Below are 15,832 nucleotides of genomic sequence, written 5' to 3' on the forward strand. Positions count from 1 at the left end.
TCCGCCGGGCGGGAACCAGGGCCTCCTGTCCGGGTCGGCCGGACCCCACTCGCTGATCCGGACTGATCCGAACGGAGGACCCCAGCGCCGCGGCCGGATAGGTTTGCCGGGCGTCGCGAGCCGGTGAACCTATCCGGTCACATCACTGGCCGGCCGGGGGCGCCTGGTGCGTGGCCTGCCGGGCGGCCAGCGCGGCGTTGAACCGGGTGAGCAGCGCGCAGAACGTCTCGCGCTCCTCGGCGGTCCAGTCGTCCGTCACCTGTGTCATGAGCTCGCGCCGGGAGCTGCGGACCTCGTCCAGCCGGGCCTGGCCGCGCGGTGACAGCTGGAGCACGACGGCCCGGCCGTCCTCCGGGTGCGAGGTCCGCTTGACCAGGCCGGTGTCGACGAGGGGTGCGACCTGGCGGGTCACGGTCGAGGAATCGATCCCCATGCCCGCGGCCAGTGCCTTGACGCCCATCGGGCCCTCCCGGTCCAGCCGGTTGAGCAGCAGATAGGCGGCCCGGTCCATCGAATTGCGCACCTGGCCGACGCCGCCGAGGCGGGTCTGCTCGGCGCGGCGGGCGAATACCGCGACCTGGTGCTGCAGCGCGTCGAGCACGTGGTCGGAATCCGTGGATGCGGGGGTGGCGCCCCCGGAAGGAGACGCAGCTGTCGTCATGTCCTGAGGGGGCATGGCCGGGGGCTCTCTTCGTGCGGTTTCGGATGGGTGGGGGACAGAGTACGCGGCCACGGGGCAACGCGTACCAGCGCTGCACAAACCTGTGGACAACGGCGCAGGACGGGACCGTAAGAGGCGTTCGAAGCCCTGCCGAGCTGCAAGACTTACGGTATGAACTTCCGCGCGTCCGGCCACTTTCCTCCGCTGATCCTCGACGACATCCTCGGGGCGCAGAAGATGCTCTCCGGTGTGGCCCGGGTGACCGCCATGGAAGGCAGCCGCCATCTCACGGAGCTCGTGGGCGCGCCGGTCCACTTCAAGTGCGAGAACCTGCAACGGACCGGTTCGTTCAAACTGCGTGGCGCGTACGTGCGGATCGCCGGTCTGTCACCGGTGGAGCGGGCGGCCGGGGTCGTCGCCGCGAGCGCCGGGAACCATGCGCAGGGGGTCGCGCTGGCCTCCGCGCTGCTCGGCGTGCGGTCGACGGTCTTCATGCCGGTCGGGGCGCCGCTGCCGAAGGTGGCCGCCACCCGCCAGTACGGGGCGCAGGTCCGGCTGCACGGCCATGTCGTCGACGAGACGCTGGCCGCCGCCCAGGAGTACGCGCACGAGACCGGCGCGGTCTTCATCCATCCCTTCGACCACCCCGACATCATCGCCGGGCAGGGCACGGTCGGCCTGGAGATCCTCGAACAGTGTCCCGAGGTGCGCACCGTCGTCGTCGGGATCGGCGGCGGGGGGCTCGCCGCGGGGATCGCGGTGGCGGTCAAGGCGCTCCGGCCGGACGTGCGGATCGTCGGCGTGCAGGCGGCTGGTGCGGCCTGCTATCCGCCGTCGCTCGCCGCGGGACACCCGGTGTCGATCGGCCCACTGCAGACGATGGCGGACGGCATCAAGGTGGGGCGTCCGGGCGATGTGCCGTTCGAGCTGGTCCGGGAGCTGGTCGACGAGGTCCGTACGGTCTCCGAGGACGAGTTGTCGAGTGCGCTGCTGCTCTGTCTGGAGCGGGCGAAGCTGGTGGTGGAACCGGCCGGCGCGAGCCCGGTGGCGGCGCTGCTGAGCGACCCGAAGTCATTCCGCGGGCCGGTGGTCGCGCTCCTGTCGGGCGGCAATGTGGATCCGTTGCTGATGCAGCGGATCCTGACCCACGGCATGGTCGCCGCCGGCCGCTATCTGAGCCTGCGGCTGCGGTTGACCGACCGTCCGGGCTCGCTGGCCACACTGCTGGGCGTGCTCTCGGTGGTCGACGCCAATGTGCTCGACATCGGCCATGTGCGGACCGATCCCCGGCTCGGGCTCACCGAGGTGGAGGTGGAGCTGCAGCTGGAGACGAAGGGGCCGGAGCACTGCGAGGAGGTCTCGGCGGCGCTGCGGGACGCGGGTTATCTGGTGATGAGCTGAGGCCGTCCACCGCGTCGGGGCGAAGTTGCCGCCCGGCCGTCGCGGGCGCGGCGCCGCACACGCGTGTGTGGGATGCCGCACACGCGGGGGAGCCCCCGGCCCGACGAATTCGCCGTCGGGCCGGGGGCTCCCCCGCGTCGGTGGGGTGCGGTGTCAGCCCGTGTAGGGCTTCGCCGCGAGGATCTTCACGGTGGCGGTCTTGCCGTTCGGCAGCTCGTACTCGGCGTTCTCACCCATCTTCTTGCCGTTCACGCCGGTGCCGAGCGGCGACTGCGGGGAGAACGTCTCGATGTTCGAGCTCGCGTACTCGCGGGAGGCGAGCAGGAAGGTCATCGTGTCGTCCGGGTCGTCGTCGAAGGCGATCGTCACAACCATGCCGGGCTCGACCACGCCGTCGTCGGCAGGCGCCTCGCCGACCTTCGCGTGCTCCAGGAGCTGGGTGAGCTGGCGCACCCGCAGCTCCATCTTGCCCTGCTCCTCCTTGGCCGCGTGGTACCCGCCATTCTCCCGGAGGTCACCCTCCTCACGGGCCGCCGCGATCTTTACGGAGATTTCCGTGCGCGCGGGACCAGACAGGTACTCCAGCTCGGCCTTGAGCTGGTTGTACGCCTCCTGCGTGAGCCAGGTGACGTTTTCGCTGGTCTGGGTCACAGGGTGCTCCTCGTCGGTACTGGGAATACAAAGCATCGCCCTACCCGTAAGCATGTGCCCCTACGGGTGGGCGAAACCACGAGCCTAACAATTCCCCAGGAAAAGGGGGAGAAGGTTAACCGCCGATACTGCGTTTGCGCAGGTCAGCGGCATCAACAGCGATTCGGTTCCGGCGTGCGGCGGTCGGCGCGCCGCCCCGCCGCCGTCAGTGCGCGGCCCCGCCGTCGTCGGTGCATCCCAGCAGCTCGACACTGGTCGCCCTGGATGTCGTACGGAGCGACAGGACACGGTCGATACGATCCGTGGGGTCGTCGAAGCGGAAGTCCTTGCGGGCCACTTCGCTGCCGTCCTCGTGCTGCGAGCGGAGGGTGCAGTAGCCCTTGGTGTCCTTGCCCTTGCGCACCTCCAGGTGCACATCGACCCGCTGGTCCGAGACGACCTTGAACTTGATCACCTCGGCGCTGAGGCCCTGGCCGCCGACGTAGTCGTAGCCGATCCAGCCGATCACGCCGAGGAGAGCGACACCCAGCACCGAACCGATGATCTTGAGCTTGCGGTCCGCGCGCTGATCGGCGGACCGGCCGTAGCGGTTCTCCGGAAGCGCTTCTCGCACCGCGGTCATGATCGTTCCTTCCGTACCGGGGATCGAGGAATTTTCCGCCCCCCGGTTCGGTCACTATAGAAGCCTGCCTCCCGCCTATCGACCGCCACCCCACTCCGGCGTCGCTTCGCGACGTACCACTCAATGGCGACCAATCACTGAGGATCGAGTCTTGACTGAGCAGCTGCGACTGATGGCCGTTCACGCCCACCCCGACGACGAGTCGAGCAAGGGCGCGGCCACGATGGCCAAGTATGTGTCCGAGGGGGTGGACGTGCTGGTCGTGACCTGCACGGGCGGCGAGCGCGGCTCCATCCTCAACCCGAAGCTCCAGGGCGACGCCTACATCGAGGAGAACATCCACGAGGTGCGCAGGAAGGAGATGGACGAGGCCCGGGAGATCCTGGGTGTCGGACAGGAGTGGCTCGGCTTCGTCGACTCGGGTCTGCCCGAGGGCGACCCGCTGCCGCCGCTGCCCGAGGGCTGCTTCGCGCTGGAGGACGAGGAGAAGGCGGCGGGGCGTCTCGTCCGCAGCATCCGCGCCCACCGGCCGCACGTCGTCACGACGTACGACGAGAACGGCGGGTACCCGCACCCCGACCACATCATGACCCACAAGATCTCGATGATCGCGTTCGACGGCGCGGCGGACACCGAGACCTTCCCCGAGTCGGAGTTCGGCCCGGCCTGGCAGCCGCAGAAGCTCTACTACAACCAGGGCTTCAACCGGCCGCGCACGGTGGCGCTCCACGAGGCACTGCTCGCCCGTGGCCTGGAGTCCCCGTACGGCGAATGGCTGAAGCGCTGGAAGGAGTTCGAGCGCGACGAGCGCACGCTGACCACGCACGTTCCGTGTGCGGACTTCTTCGAGATCCGCGACAAGGCGCTGATCGCGCACGCGACGCAGATCGACCCCGACGGCGGCTGGTTCCGCGTTCCGATGGAGATCCAGAAGGAGGTCTGGCCGACCGAGGAGTACGAGCTGGCGAAGTCTCTCGTCGATACCTCCCTCCCCGAGAGCGACCTCTTCGCGGGCATCCGCGACAATGCCTGATATGTACGCGACCCAGGCACTGACCCATCTCGTCCCTCTCGCCAAGGAGGTCGACGACAACAAGGTGACTCCCGGCGTTCTCGGCTTCATCGTCTTCGCGGCGCTCGCCGGCGGCGTGTGGCTGCTGATGAAGTCCATGAACCGGCACATGGGCAAGGTCGACTTCGTGGAGGCCCCGGATCCGGATGCGGTGCCCGACGCCGCCGTGGGAGCCGGTTCCGCGAAGCGGAAGTAGGCGCCCGGCGCCTGCGGGGCCCGGTGGCCGCCCTCGCCCGGGGCGGTCGCCGGCCCCCGGTGGCGCCCGGTTCCCGGACGGTCACCGGAGGGGCTGAGGACGGGGCGGCGCCCGGTGTGCCGTCACGCCCTCGGCGGAACCGCCACGCCCATGACCTCCCGGGCATGGCGCGTCGGCGTCATGCCCAGGCGCCACGCCTGCCAGCCGTCCTCCAGGTCCACGCCGCGGTTCAGCACCACGGTGAACGCCTCCGCGCAGTCCTCCAGCTTCCCGTCGCGCGTCGGGTGACCGGCCCGGAGCAGGTCGGCCAGTTCCTGCTGGGCCACCACCGCGCCCACCTCGCTGCCCCCCGGTGACGCGTAGGGCAGCAGCGTGCAGCGCAGGAAGCGGGCCCAGTCCGCGCCCCGCGTGTCGCCGTAGGAGTCGAACAGCTCCGCCGCCTCGCCGCACAGCTCCAGCGCCTGCGGGGCGCGGTTGTTGCCCGCGTCGATCAGGGCCAGCTCCAGACAGGTCCACGCCTCGCCGTGCGCGACGCCGATGCGCCGGAAGTCCGCGCGGGCGTCCATCAGGAGCTGACGGGCGAAGCCGGAGTTGCGCAGGTTCCCGGTCTGGGCGGCGCGCTGGTCGCGAGTGACCCGGCCCGAGTGGTGCCGGGCGCACGCCAGCCCGTACACGTCCCGCATCCGGGAGAACATCGTGCGCGCCCGCTCCAGCTGCCGCACCGCCTGGTCGGTGTCGCCGTTCTCCTCCAGGGCCTGGCCCAGGTAGTACAGCGTCCACGCCTCACCGCGCGCGTCCTCGTTGTCGCGGTGGCGGGCCAGGGCCAGGTGGAGCTCCTCGGCCGCCGTGCCCGCGTCGCCGTCGAGCAGCCGGGCTCGGGCCAGCTGCGTCAGCGCCCAGGCCTCGCCGCGCTCGTCACGGGTGCGGCTGTACAGATCCAGGGCCGTGCGCAGGGCATCCTTCGCCCGGCCCACGTCGCCCATCCGCAGCAGGGTCTGGCCCAGCTGGAACTGCGTCCAGGCCTCGCCGTGCAGCGACTCGCCCTCCCGGTGCAGGATCAGCGCGGAGTCCAGGAGGGTCAGCGCCTGCGCCAGATGGGCCCGGTCACGTTCGACGGCGGCCAGGGCATGCAGCGACCAGGCCCGGTCCGCGGCCTGCTCGTCGGAGGACTGGAGCTCGATCGCCTCCCGCAGCCGGGCCGCCGCCTCGGTCAGATTGCCCTGGTGGTGCAGGGTGATGCCGAGCGAGCAGAGCGCCAGCGCCGTGCCCGCCTCGTTCTGCGCCTCGCGGTACAGCCCGACCACCGACGACAGCGTGGTGCGCGCCTTGTCCAGCTCGCCGAGCTGACGGGCCGCGATGCCGGTGCGCCACTGCACGGACCGCTCCAGCAGCCCCTTGTCCACGGCCTGCGTCAGCTCGCTGATCTCGCCCAGCCGGTAGAGGTCGCCGCGCAGCAGGCAGTAGTCGCAGAGCGCGCCCAGCAGATCCAGTACGGCCGCCTGGTCGACGCCCTCCGCGTGCCGCAGCGCCGAGGTGATGAAGCTCGACTCGTCGTCCAGCCAGCGCAGCGCCGAGTCCAGCGAACCGAACCCGTGCGAGCCGAACTGTCCGGCCCGGGTCGACATCTTGCCGTCCACCATGCGGATCACGGCACCGGCCAGGTCCGCGTAGTTCCGGATCAGCCGCTCCTGGGCCGCGGTCCGGTCCGCCGCCGCCTCCTCGTCCCGCAGCCGGGCCAGGGCGAAGCCCCGTACGAGATCGTGCAGCCGGTAGCGCGAGCCCCGTACATGGTCCAGGAGACCGGCTCCGGCCAGGTCCGTCAGCAGCCGCTCGGCCTCCTGCTCGTCGGTCGAGAGCAGCGCGGCCGCCGCCGCGGCGCCGAGGCTCGCCCGCCCGGCCAGCGCGAGCCGGCGCAGCAGCCGTCGTGCCTGTTCGGACTGGTCGGTGTAGCGCAGCCACAGCGCGCGCTCGACCGGCGCGACCGGCCCGTACGCGGCGAGATCGTCGGCGAGGGCGCTGCGGCTGCGCGGCCCGAGCGAGGAGCCCGCAATGCGCAGCGCCAGCGGCAGCCCGCCGCACAGCTCGGCGACGGTGTCCGTCGACCGGGAGTCGTACGGGCCCGCCTCCTCCGCCTCGGCCGCCTCGCGCAGCAGTTCCTCCGCGCCCGCCGCGTCCAGCGCGCCGACCGGCAGCTGATGGACCCGGGCCGGGATGTCGGCGGGCAGCTCCAGGGGTTCGCGCGAGGTGACGAGGACAAGGCTGTCGGAACGCTCGGGGACCAGGGTGCGGACCTGGGCCGCGTCGCCGGCGTCGTCGAGGACGATCGTCACCGGGGTGCCGGTCAGGTGCTGGTGGTACAGCTCGCTCAGCCGCCGCACCTGCTGCTCGGCGGAGGCCCTCTCACGGAACAGCAACTGCTCGCGGGGCGCGCCCAGCCGGTTCAGCAGATGGAGCAGTGCGTCCCGGGTGGGCAGCGGCGCCTCCCCGGCCACGTCGCCGCGCAGGTCCACCACGCAGGCGCCCCGGAACTGGTCCTTCAGGCTGTGCGCCGCCCGTACCGCGAGCGTGGTGCGTCCGGCGCCGGGCGCACCGTGCAGGACCACGACCGTCGGTTTGGTCTCCGTCGACGCGCGGGCCTCGCGCACCCACTGCGCGATCTGCGCCAGCTCGGTCCGCCGCCCGGCGAACGGTCCCTCCGCCGCGGGCAGATGGCCGAACGACTGCTCCAGGAGCGCGCGCATGCGGGCCGCGGCGCTGCGGTCCCCGCCCCGCAGCTGCGGGGCGGTCCGTGACTGCGCGGGGACCTTCTTCGCCGGTGTGCGGGACGAGGGGTTGAGCATCCGCTGCTGGTCGAGGAACGGGCGGATGCCCCGCACCTCCAGCGCCGCCAGCCACTGCAGCCGCAGCTGTTCGGCGCCACCGGGCTGCCCGAGCGCACCCGCCCGCCGATGGGCGGCGGGCCAGTGCGAGGCGGTGACCTTGGCGACCGTCGCCGTGGCCCCCGCGACCGCGACGACGGCGCCCGCGCCGAGGGCCGGCCCCGTCGCCGTACCGAACGCGACGTCCGCGCCGACGGCGGCGACCGCGGCAACTCCGGTGACCAGCAGCGGAGTTCCCAGGGCCGCCCGGCTGAACCGCCGTGACAGCGGCTGCTGTCCGGCCTCCGCCGCGTCCAGCGCCCGCAGATACGCGGTGTACTCGTCGTCCGCGCCCGCCGCCAGGGAATCGAGCGCGGCCCGTCCGCGCGACATCAGCGTTGCGGCGTCCGCCCGCCCGCCCGATCGCCGTACCTCTTCCTCAACGGCGCGTACCAACAGCCGTTCGGCTTCCGCCCGATGGCTGTCCCGCATGTGCGTCCCCCTCCGGATACGACGATGGCAGCTGCCTCGGCCGGCAGCGCCGCCCAGTCTCCTGCGTACGGCGCGTCAGCGCGAGAGAGTGAGGCGATCCATCGGGCCTGAGAGAGGATGTGGGTATGCCGAATCGCCTGGACCGTGAGACTTCCCCGTACCTCCTCCAGCATGCCGACAATCCCGTCGACTGGTGGCCCTGGTCGCCCGAGGCGTTCGAGGAGGCGCGGCGGCGCGATGTGCCCGTCCTGCTGTCGGTCGGATACTCGGCGTGCCACTGGTGCCACGTGATGGCGCACGAATCGTTCGAGGACGACCGGGTCGCGGCCTATCTGAACGAACACTTCGTGCCGGTGAAGGTCGATCGCGAGGAGCGGCCCGACGTCGACGCGGTGTACATGGAGGCTGTGCAGGCGGCGACCGGGCAGGGCGGCTGGCCGATGACCGTCTTTTTGACCGCCGACGCGGAACCCTTCTACTTCGGTACGTACTTCCCGCCCGAGCCGCGCCACGGCATGCCCTCCTTCCACCAGGTGCTCGAAGGCGTCGCCACGGCCTGGACCGAGCGCCCCGACGAGGTCACCGAGGTCGCCGGACGCATCGTCCACGACCTGACCCAGCGCTCCCTCGCCCACGGCGGCGAAGGACTGCCGGGCGAACCGGAGCTGGCGCAGGCGCTCCTCGGGCTCACCCGGGAGTACGACGAGAAGCACGGCGGGTTCGGCGGTGCGCCCAAGTTCCCGCCGTCCATGATCATCGAGTTCCTGCTGCGCCACCATGCCCGCACCGGGGCGGCGGGCGCCCTCGACATGGCCGCCGACACCTGCGCGGCGATGGCCATGGGAGGGATGTACGACCAGCTCGGCGGCGGCTTCGCCCGTTACTCGGTGGACCGGGAATGGGTCGTTCCGCACTTCGAGAAGATGCTTTACGACAATGCGCTGCTCTGCCGTGTCTACGCACACCTGTGGCGGTCGACGGGCTCGGAACTCGCCCGCCGGGTCGCCCTGGAGACCGCCGACTTCATGGTGCGCGAGCTGCGCACGGCGGAGGGCGGTTTCGCCTCCGCGCTCGACGCCGACAGCGAGGACGGAGCCGGCCGGCACGTCGAGGGCGCGTACTACGTGTGGACGCCCGAGCAGTTGAGGGAGGTCCTGGGCGAACAGGACGCGGCCTTCGCCGCCGAGTACTTCGGTGTCACGCAGGAGGGCACGTTCGAGGAGGGCGCCTCGGTCCTCCGGCTCGCACGGACCGGCGCCGCGGCCGACGCGGACCGGGCCGCCGAGGTGCGGGCCAAGCTGCTCGCCGCCCGTGAGCTGCGTCCCCGCCCCGGGCGGGACGACAAGGTGGTCGCCGCCTGGAACGGTCTGGCGATCGCCGCGCTCGCCGAGACGGGGGCGTACTTCGACCGCCCCGATCTGGTCGAACGTGCCACCGAGGCGGCGGATCTGCTGGTCCGGGTCCACATGGGCGACGTCGCCCGGCTGTCCCGGACCTCGAAGGACGGGCGGTCCGGCGGGCACGCCGGGGTCCTGGAGGACTACGGCGATGTCGCGGAGGGCTTTCTCGCCCTGGCCGCGGTCACCGGCGAGGGCGTCTGGCTGGAGTTCGCCGGGTTCCTGCTGGACATCGTGCTCCAGCACTTCACCGGCGAGGGCGGGCAGCTCTACGACACGGCGGACGACGCCGAGCAGCTGATCCGCCGCCCGCAAGACCCCACCGACAGCGCGACCCCGGCGGGCTGGACGGCGGCGGCCGGTGCGCTGCTCTCGTACGCCGCGCACACCGGCTCGGAGGCCCACCGTGCCGCCGCGGAAGGGGCGTTGGGCGTCGTGAAGGCGCTCGGTCCGCGCGTTCCCCGTTTCATCGGCTGGGGGCTCGCGGTCGCCGAGGCGCTGCTCGACGGGCCGCGCGAGGTCGCGGTCGCCGGGCCGGTCGGCGGTGAGCTGCACCGTACGGCGCTGCTGGGGCGGGCGCCCGGCGCGGTGGTGGCGGCGGGAGAGACGGCGGGGGCGGAGTTCCCGCTGCTGGCGGACCGGCCGCTGGTGGGCGGGGCACCGACGGCGTACGTGTGCAGGCACTTCGTCTGCGACGCCCCGACGACGGACCCGCGGGAGCTGGCGCGGAGCCTCGGGGCGAGCCCGGCGGAGGACTGAGGGCGGATCCGACCGGGGGTGAAGCCCCGGTCAGAGCGTCAGACCGCCTTCGAGCGTGTCCAGTGCCCGGTTGACCACCGTGATCAGGTCGCCCTCCTGGCCGTGCTCGCCCCAGTAAAGCGTCGCCTCGCGCAGCGCCCCCAGCACCGCCGCGATGAACACCCTGACCTCCAGGTCGTCGGGGCTGCGGCCGCTACGGTCGGCGAGCGCCTGCGCCAGCACCTTCGCCGTGTCCGACATGGTCTCCGTCATCCGCGCCCGGATGGCGGGGACCTCCACCATCAGCCGGGTGCGCTGCCGCAGTTCCTCCTCCTCGCTCGCGAGGAACGCCGTCAGCGCCTCGGTCGTGATGAACCGCAGCGACTCCAGCGGGGGTTCGTCGGCCGGCCGGTTGCGCAGCTCGGCCTCCATGATCGGGTCGTACTCGTCGGTGAGGACGATGTCCTCCTTGGTCGCGAAGTACCGGAAGACGGTGCTCGGTGACACCTCGGCCGCCTCGGCGATCTGCTCGATCGTCGTCGCGTCGTACCCCTGCTCGGAGATCAGCCGGTACGTCGCCCGGCGGATCGCGATCCTGGTCCTGAGCTTCTTCCGCTCGCGCAGCCCCATCGCGGGAGGCGTCCCGGGGGCGGAAACGGAAGAGGTACGAGAGGTGGCGGCCATGGTCGCCATTGTCAGGCATCGACGGGCGCGGGGGCCACGTCCGTCCCCTCCCGGGACTTGTCGGGAAGGTTCGTCAGGAACGCTCCGACCAGCAGCGACGACACCAGGGACGTGACAGCGACGACGAGCAGCACCACGCTCATGCCGTGCAGATACGCGGCGTCCGCGGAGTCGGCCAGCCGCTGCGCGCCGAGCTTCGCCGCGACGGCATGGGCGGCGACGACCGAGTCCCCGGCCGTGTCGGCCGCGGTGGCGGGTACGCCGGTGGTGTCGAGCCGGCCGGTGTACGCGCCGGCGAGCAGGCTGCCGAGCAACGCGATCCCGAGGGCGCTGCCCGTCTGCCGTACGGTCATCAGCAGCCCCGACCCGCTGCCCGCACGGTCCGCGGGCAGGGCGGCCAGCGCGGCGTCCATCGCGGGGACGACGGCGAAGCCGAAGCCGACCCCCGCGACGGAGAGCCACAGTGCCGTGAAGCCGTAGCCGCTGTCGACCGTCGTACGGCTGCCGAGGAACGCGGCGAAGGCGAGCACGGCCAGGCCCGCGGTCACCGTGGCGCGCGCCCCGAACCGCTGGGTGACGGGGGCGCCCGCCTTCGCGGCGACGATCAGCCCGCCCATCATCGGCAGCATCCGCACCCCCGTGCCGAAGGCGTCGTGGCCCAGGACCGCCTGGAGGTAGCCGGGCAGGATGAACAGCAGCCCCGACATCACGAACATCACCAGAGTCGCGGCGAGCGTGCTCAGCAGGAACGGCCACTGCCGCAGCAGGGACATGTCGAGCATCGGGCGCCCGACGCCGCGTTCCCGTACGACGAGCGCGGCGATCAATGCGACACCGGCGGCCAGCATGCCGAGCACCAGCGGGTCGCCCCAGCCGCGCCCGGGCGCCTCGATGATGGCGTAGATCAGCGTGCCGAGACCGGTCGCGGTCAGGGCGGTGGAGAGGGCATCGACCTTCGGGGAAGCCGGGTCGCTGGTCTCCGGGAGCAGGAACACGCAGGCAGCGATGCCGATCGCCACCATCGGGATGTTGATCAGGAAGATCGAGCCCCACCAGAAGTGGTCCAGCAGCCAGCCGCCGAGGATCGGGCCGAGCGGCAGCCCCAGCGCGGAGGCGGCCGAGACGATGCCGATGGCCTTGACCCGGTCCTCGGGCGCGCCGAACAGCGACGGCAGCACGGCCAACGCGAGCGGCATGACGAGCGCCGCACCGATGCCCATGACACAGCGGGCGGTCACGACGGCCGGTACGACGTCGGCCAGCGAGCCGATGAGCGAGCCGATCAGAAAGATGCCGAGGCCGGTGATGAGCATCCGGCGACGGCCGAACCGGTCCCCGAGCAGTCCGGCGGGGAGCATCAGCGCGGCGAAGACGACGACATAGGCGTCGGCCATCCACTGCTGCTCGCCGGTGGTGGCGCCGAGCTGTCCGGCCATGGTCGGCAGCGCCACGTTGAGGATCGTCATGTCGAATCCGAGGACGAGCATGCTCGCGACCAGCGCGCCCAGGGCCCACCAGCGTCGGTTCATGGGAATGCTCCTTCGGGAGTCGGTGTCAAGTGACAGTAACTCTCAAAAGATTTCTGGTGTCAATATATGGCCTGCGTCGGGGTCCTGACATGGCGAATGGCCGCGGCTTTCGGGCCACGGCCATTGCGGGGGAGGGGGGGGAGGGGGTGCTCAGCTGTGGTTGTAGGCCACCAGTGAGATGCCGACGTAATGCACGACGAAGGCCGCCAGGGTCAGGGAGTGGAAGACCTCGTGGAAGCCGAACCATCGCGGTGACGGATTGGGCCGTTTGATGCCGTAGATGACGCCGCCCGCGCTGTAGAGCAGTCCGCCGACGACGACCAGCACCAGCACCGCGATCCCGCCGGTCCGCATGAAGTCCGGCAGGACGAAGACCGCGGCCCAGCCCATCGCTATGTAGCAGGGCGTATAGAGCCAGCGCGGCGCGCCGACCCAGAACACCCGGAAGGCGATGCCCGCGGCCGCCGCCGCCCAGACCGCCCACAGGAGCGGCGTCCCGGTCGCCTCGGGGAGCAGGAGAAGGGTCAGTGGGGTATAGGTGCCCGCGATGATCAGGAAGATGTTGGCGTGGTCGAGCCGGCGGAGCACCGCCTCGCCGCGCGGACCCCAGGTGCCGCGGTGGTAGAGGGCGCTCACGCCGAACAGCAGGCATGCGGTCAGGACGTAGATGCCGCAGGCGATCCTGCCGCGGGCGCTGTCCGTCAGCGCGATCAGCGCGATCCCCGCGACGATCACGGCGGGGAACATCCCGGCGTGCAGCCAGCCACGCATTCGTGGTTTCGGCGGGGCGGTGTCGGACTCGGCTGATTCCATCCCGGCTGGCTCGGGCGCGGCGGCGGCAGCAGTCATTCCCGCATCGTACCTACGGGACCGTAGGTAACGGTCGCGAGTGGTGATGCTCACGTGTGCGGCCCCCTGGACATATGGGTGAAACGGTCGGATGATCAAATGAGTGCGGTCGGCACCGGATGAGCGCCAACGGGATTCGAAGGGGTCGAAGCATCCGGGTCGCAGCCCCCACGGGGCAACTACCAAACAGACACCCTCATCAAGGAGCGATCGTGGCGCGCGACATCGCGGCTCCCCTCACTGCCCCCACCGACCACCAGGAACTCGTCTCCTGGGTGAACGAGATCGCAGCCATCACCCAGCCGGACCGGGTGGTCTGGTGCGACGGCTCCGAGGCCGAGTACGAGCGCCTGTGCGGGGAGCTCGTGGCCAAGGGCACGTTCACGAAGCTGGACGGGACGAAGCGCCCGAACTCGTACTACGCCGCGTCCGACCCGAGCGATGTCGCCCGCGTCGAGGACCGCACGTTCATCTGCTCCGAGAAGGAGGAGGACGCGGGTCCGACGAACCACTGGAAGGCCCCCGCCGAGATGCGGGCCGTCTTCACCGGTGAGAAGGGCATCTTCCGCGGCTCCATGCGCGGTCGCACGATGTACGTCGTGCCGTTCTGCATGGGCCCCGTCGGCTCCCCGCTCTCCGCGATCGGCGTCGAGATCACCGACTCCGCCTACGTCGCCGTCTCGATGCGCACCATGACGCGCATGGGACAGGCCGTCCTCGACGAGCTGGGCACCGACGGCTTCTTCGTGAAGGCCGTGCACACGCTGGGCGCTCCCCTGGAAGAGGGCCAGGAAGACGTTCCGTGGCCGTGCAACAGCACCAAGTACATCTCGCACTTCCCCGAGGACCGCGAGATCTGGTCGTACGGCTCCGGCTACGGCGGCAACGCCCTGCTCGGCAAGAAGTGCTACGCGCTGCGCATCGCCTCCGTCATGGCGCGCGACGAGGGCTGGCTCGCCGAGCACATGCTGATCCTCAAGCTCACGCCGCCGAAGGACGAGGCCGCCGCCCCGACGTACATCGCCGCCGCGTTCCCGAGCGCCTGCGGCAAGACCAACCTCGCCATGCTGGAGCCCACGATCCCCGGCTGGACCGTCGAGACCATCGGTGACGACATCGCCTGGATGCGGTTCGGCGAGGACGGCCGCCTCTACGCGATCAACCCCGAGGCCGGATTCTTCGGCGTCGCGCCCGGTACCGGCGAGCACACCAACGCCAACGCCATGAAGACCATGTGGGGCAACTCCGTCTTCACCAACGTCGCGCTCACCGACGACGGCGACGTCTGGTGGGAGGGCATGACGGAGACCGCTCCGGCCCACCTCACCGACTGGAAGGGCAACGACTGGACGCCGGCGTCCGAGACCCCGGCCGCCCACCCCAACGCCCGCTTCACCGTCCCGGCCGGCCAGTGCCCGATCATCGCGCCCGAGTGGGAGGACCCGAAGGGCGTGCCGATCTCGGCCATCCTCTTCGGCGGTCGCCGCGCCTCGGCCGTGCCGCTGGTCACCGAGTCCTTCAACTGGCAGCACGGCGTCTTCCTCGGCGCCAACGTGGCCTCCGAGAAGACCGCCGCCGCCGAGGGCAAGGTCGGCGAGCTGCGCCGCGACCCGTTCGCCATGCTGCCGTTCTGCGGCTACAACATGGGCGACTACATGGCCCACTGGGTCAAGGTCGGCGCGGACAAGGCGGACCAGTCGAAGCTCCCGAAGATCTACTACGTGAACTGGTTCCGCAAGAACGAGGCGGGCAAGTTCGTGTGGCCCGGCTTCGGCGAGAACAGCCGCGTCCTGAAGTGGATCGTCGAGCGCCTGAACGGCAGGGCCGAGGGCGTCGAGACCCCGATCGGTGTCCTGCCCGCCAAGGGTGCCCTGGACACCAAGGGCCTGGACCTCTCCGAATCGGACCTGGACTTCCTGCTCAACGTCGACAAGGAGGTCTGGCGCGAGGAGGCGGCGCTGATCCCCGAGCACCTCAACACCTTCGGTGACCACGCGCCGAAGGAGCTGTGGGACGAGTACCGCGCGCTGGTCCAGCGCCTGGGCTGACACCCCCGGGCGCACCCCGCGCGGGTGCGCCCCCGCGCACCCCGCGGCCGGGTCTTCGGACATCCGCCCTGACCTGTGGGGTCGACAGCCCGCCGCGGCAAGGCCCCCGGAATCCCCTCACGGTTCCGGGGGTCTCCCCATGTTCCGCCTTGCGCTCCGCCCTTTTCCTGCCGGTTTCATGAAGAACGGCCCGGCATCGCCCTGCCCTTGCGCACGGTACCTCCACAAGATTCGATGTTCCTTCACATGCCTCCGGCTCGGTCGGCCGGAGACCGGCCGAGCCTGTGGGGGACTCAGTTGAGAAGGAATCAGCACCGCATACGTATCGTGGCGACGCTCGCCGCACTGACACTCGGCACCGCCGGGCTCACCGCCCTCGCTCCGTCCGCCGCCCTCGCGGCCGACGGCACCGTGCCCGGTGACACCGTGGCCAAGCTGCCGATCTCCTCGTACTCGGCGATGGTCGTCGACTCGGTGCACGGGCGGGTCTATCTCACGGACGACCGCCGGAACCCGCACGCGAACCAGGTCCACGTCTACAACTTCCAGGGCCAGAGGGTGGGTTCGCTGGCGTCGACGGCCTCGGCGACGGTACGGGTCCGCAACTGACGAGTACCGTCCCGCTTCCCTGAGC

Annotated in this window: 13 protein-coding genes; 6 read left to right on the plus strand and 7 right to left on the minus strand. The window is 71.1% G+C overall.

Annotation, left to right across the window (positions count from 1 at the left end; genetic code table 11):
- Positions 1-142: 142 nt before the first annotated feature.
- The gene (locus ACIQCZ_RS03835) at positions 143-676 is read right to left on the minus strand and encodes a MarR family winged helix-turn-helix transcriptional regulator (protein WP_402279369.1); all 534 of its coding nucleotides are present in this window, start codon (positions 674-676) and stop codon (positions 143-145) included.
- Between the two features lie 156 nt (positions 677-832).
- Between ACIQCZ_RS03835 and ilvA the strand changes: the two genes are divergently transcribed.
- Complete coding sequence (ilvA, locus tag ACIQCZ_RS03840) at positions 833-2,062, plus strand: threonine ammonia-lyase (RefSeq protein WP_402279371.1); 1,230 nt, start codon at positions 833-835, stop codon at positions 2,060-2,062.
- A 153-nt stretch (positions 2,063-2,215) separates the two neighbouring features.
- On the opposite strand, the gene greA is transcribed toward ilvA, so the two are convergent.
- On the minus strand, positions 2,216-2,713 hold the full coding sequence (gene greA, locus ACIQCZ_RS03845) for a transcription elongation factor GreA (protein WP_351080379.1): 498 nt from the start codon (positions 2,711-2,713) through the stop codon (positions 2,216-2,218).
- A gap of 205 nt (positions 2,714-2,918) precedes the next feature.
- Positions 2,919-3,335, minus strand: a complete 417-nt coding sequence (locus tag ACIQCZ_RS03850; RefSeq protein WP_402279373.1) for a DUF4307 domain-containing protein — start codon at positions 3,333-3,335, stop codon at positions 2,919-2,921.
- A gap of 151 nt (positions 3,336-3,486) precedes the next feature.
- On the opposite strand from ACIQCZ_RS03850, the gene mca reads away from it, so the two are divergent.
- Positions 3,487-4,368, plus strand: coding sequence for a mycothiol conjugate amidase Mca (gene mca / locus ACIQCZ_RS03855; protein ID WP_402279375.1), 882 nt, complete (start codon positions 3,487-3,489; stop codon positions 4,366-4,368).
- A 1-nt stretch (position 4,369) separates the two neighbouring features.
- Positions 4,370-4,603 carry a hypothetical protein gene (locus ACIQCZ_RS03860; RefSeq protein WP_402279378.1) on the plus strand — a complete coding sequence of 78 codons (234 nt, stop codon included), beginning with the start codon at positions 4,370-4,372 and terminating at the stop codon, positions 4,601-4,603.
- A gap of 122 nt (positions 4,604-4,725) precedes the next feature.
- Here ACIQCZ_RS03860 and ACIQCZ_RS03865 read toward each other — a convergent pair whose 3' ends face one another.
- Positions 4,726-7,953, minus strand: a complete 3,228-nt coding sequence (locus ACIQCZ_RS03865) for a tetratricopeptide repeat protein (RefSeq protein ID WP_402279380.1) — start codon at positions 7,951-7,953, stop codon at positions 4,726-4,728.
- Between the two features lie 125 nt (positions 7,954-8,078).
- On the opposite strand from ACIQCZ_RS03865, the gene ACIQCZ_RS03870 reads away from it, so the two are divergent.
- Positions 8,079-10,109 (plus strand): thioredoxin domain-containing protein, encoded by a 2,031-nt coding sequence (locus tag ACIQCZ_RS03870; RefSeq protein WP_402279383.1) that lies wholly within the window; start codon positions 8,079-8,081, stop codon positions 10,107-10,109.
- 30 nt (positions 10,110-10,139) lie between these two features.
- Here ACIQCZ_RS03870 and ACIQCZ_RS03875 read toward each other — a convergent pair whose 3' ends face one another.
- From ACIQCZ_RS03875 to ACIQCZ_RS03885, 3 genes are all read right to left on the minus strand, one after another.
- Positions 10,140-10,772 carry a TetR/AcrR family transcriptional regulator gene (locus ACIQCZ_RS03875; RefSeq protein WP_402279385.1) on the minus strand — a complete coding sequence of 211 codons (633 nt, stop codon included), beginning with the start codon at positions 10,770-10,772 and terminating at the stop codon, positions 10,140-10,142.
- An 11-nt stretch (positions 10,773-10,783) separates the two neighbouring features.
- The gene (locus tag ACIQCZ_RS03880) at positions 10,784-12,301 is read right to left on the minus strand and encodes an MFS transporter (protein WP_402279387.1); all 1,518 of its coding nucleotides are present in this window, start codon (positions 12,299-12,301) and stop codon (positions 10,784-10,786) included.
- 150 nt (positions 12,302-12,451) lie between these two features.
- A complete protein-coding gene (locus tag ACIQCZ_RS03885) occupies positions 12,452-13,150 on the minus strand; it encodes a hemolysin III family protein (RefSeq protein WP_402279389.1) in 699 nt (232 codons plus the stop codon).
- 212 nt (positions 13,151-13,362) lie between these two features.
- On the opposite strand from ACIQCZ_RS03885, the gene ACIQCZ_RS03890 reads away from it, so the two are divergent.
- A complete protein-coding gene (locus tag ACIQCZ_RS03890; protein ID WP_402279392.1) occupies positions 13,363-15,198 on the plus strand; it encodes a phosphoenolpyruvate carboxykinase (GTP) in 1,836 nt (611 codons plus the stop codon).
- A 327-nt stretch (positions 15,199-15,525) separates the two neighbouring features.
- Positions 15,526-15,807, plus strand: coding sequence for a hypothetical protein (locus tag ACIQCZ_RS03895; protein ID WP_402279394.1), 282 nt, complete (start codon positions 15,526-15,528; stop codon positions 15,805-15,807).
- The last annotated feature ends 25 nt before the right edge of the window (positions 15,808-15,832 follow it).

This window comes from Streptomyces sp. NPDC093149, assembly GCF_044754145.1.
Lineage (GTDB): Bacteria > Actinomycetota > Actinomycetes > Streptomycetales > Streptomycetaceae > Streptomyces.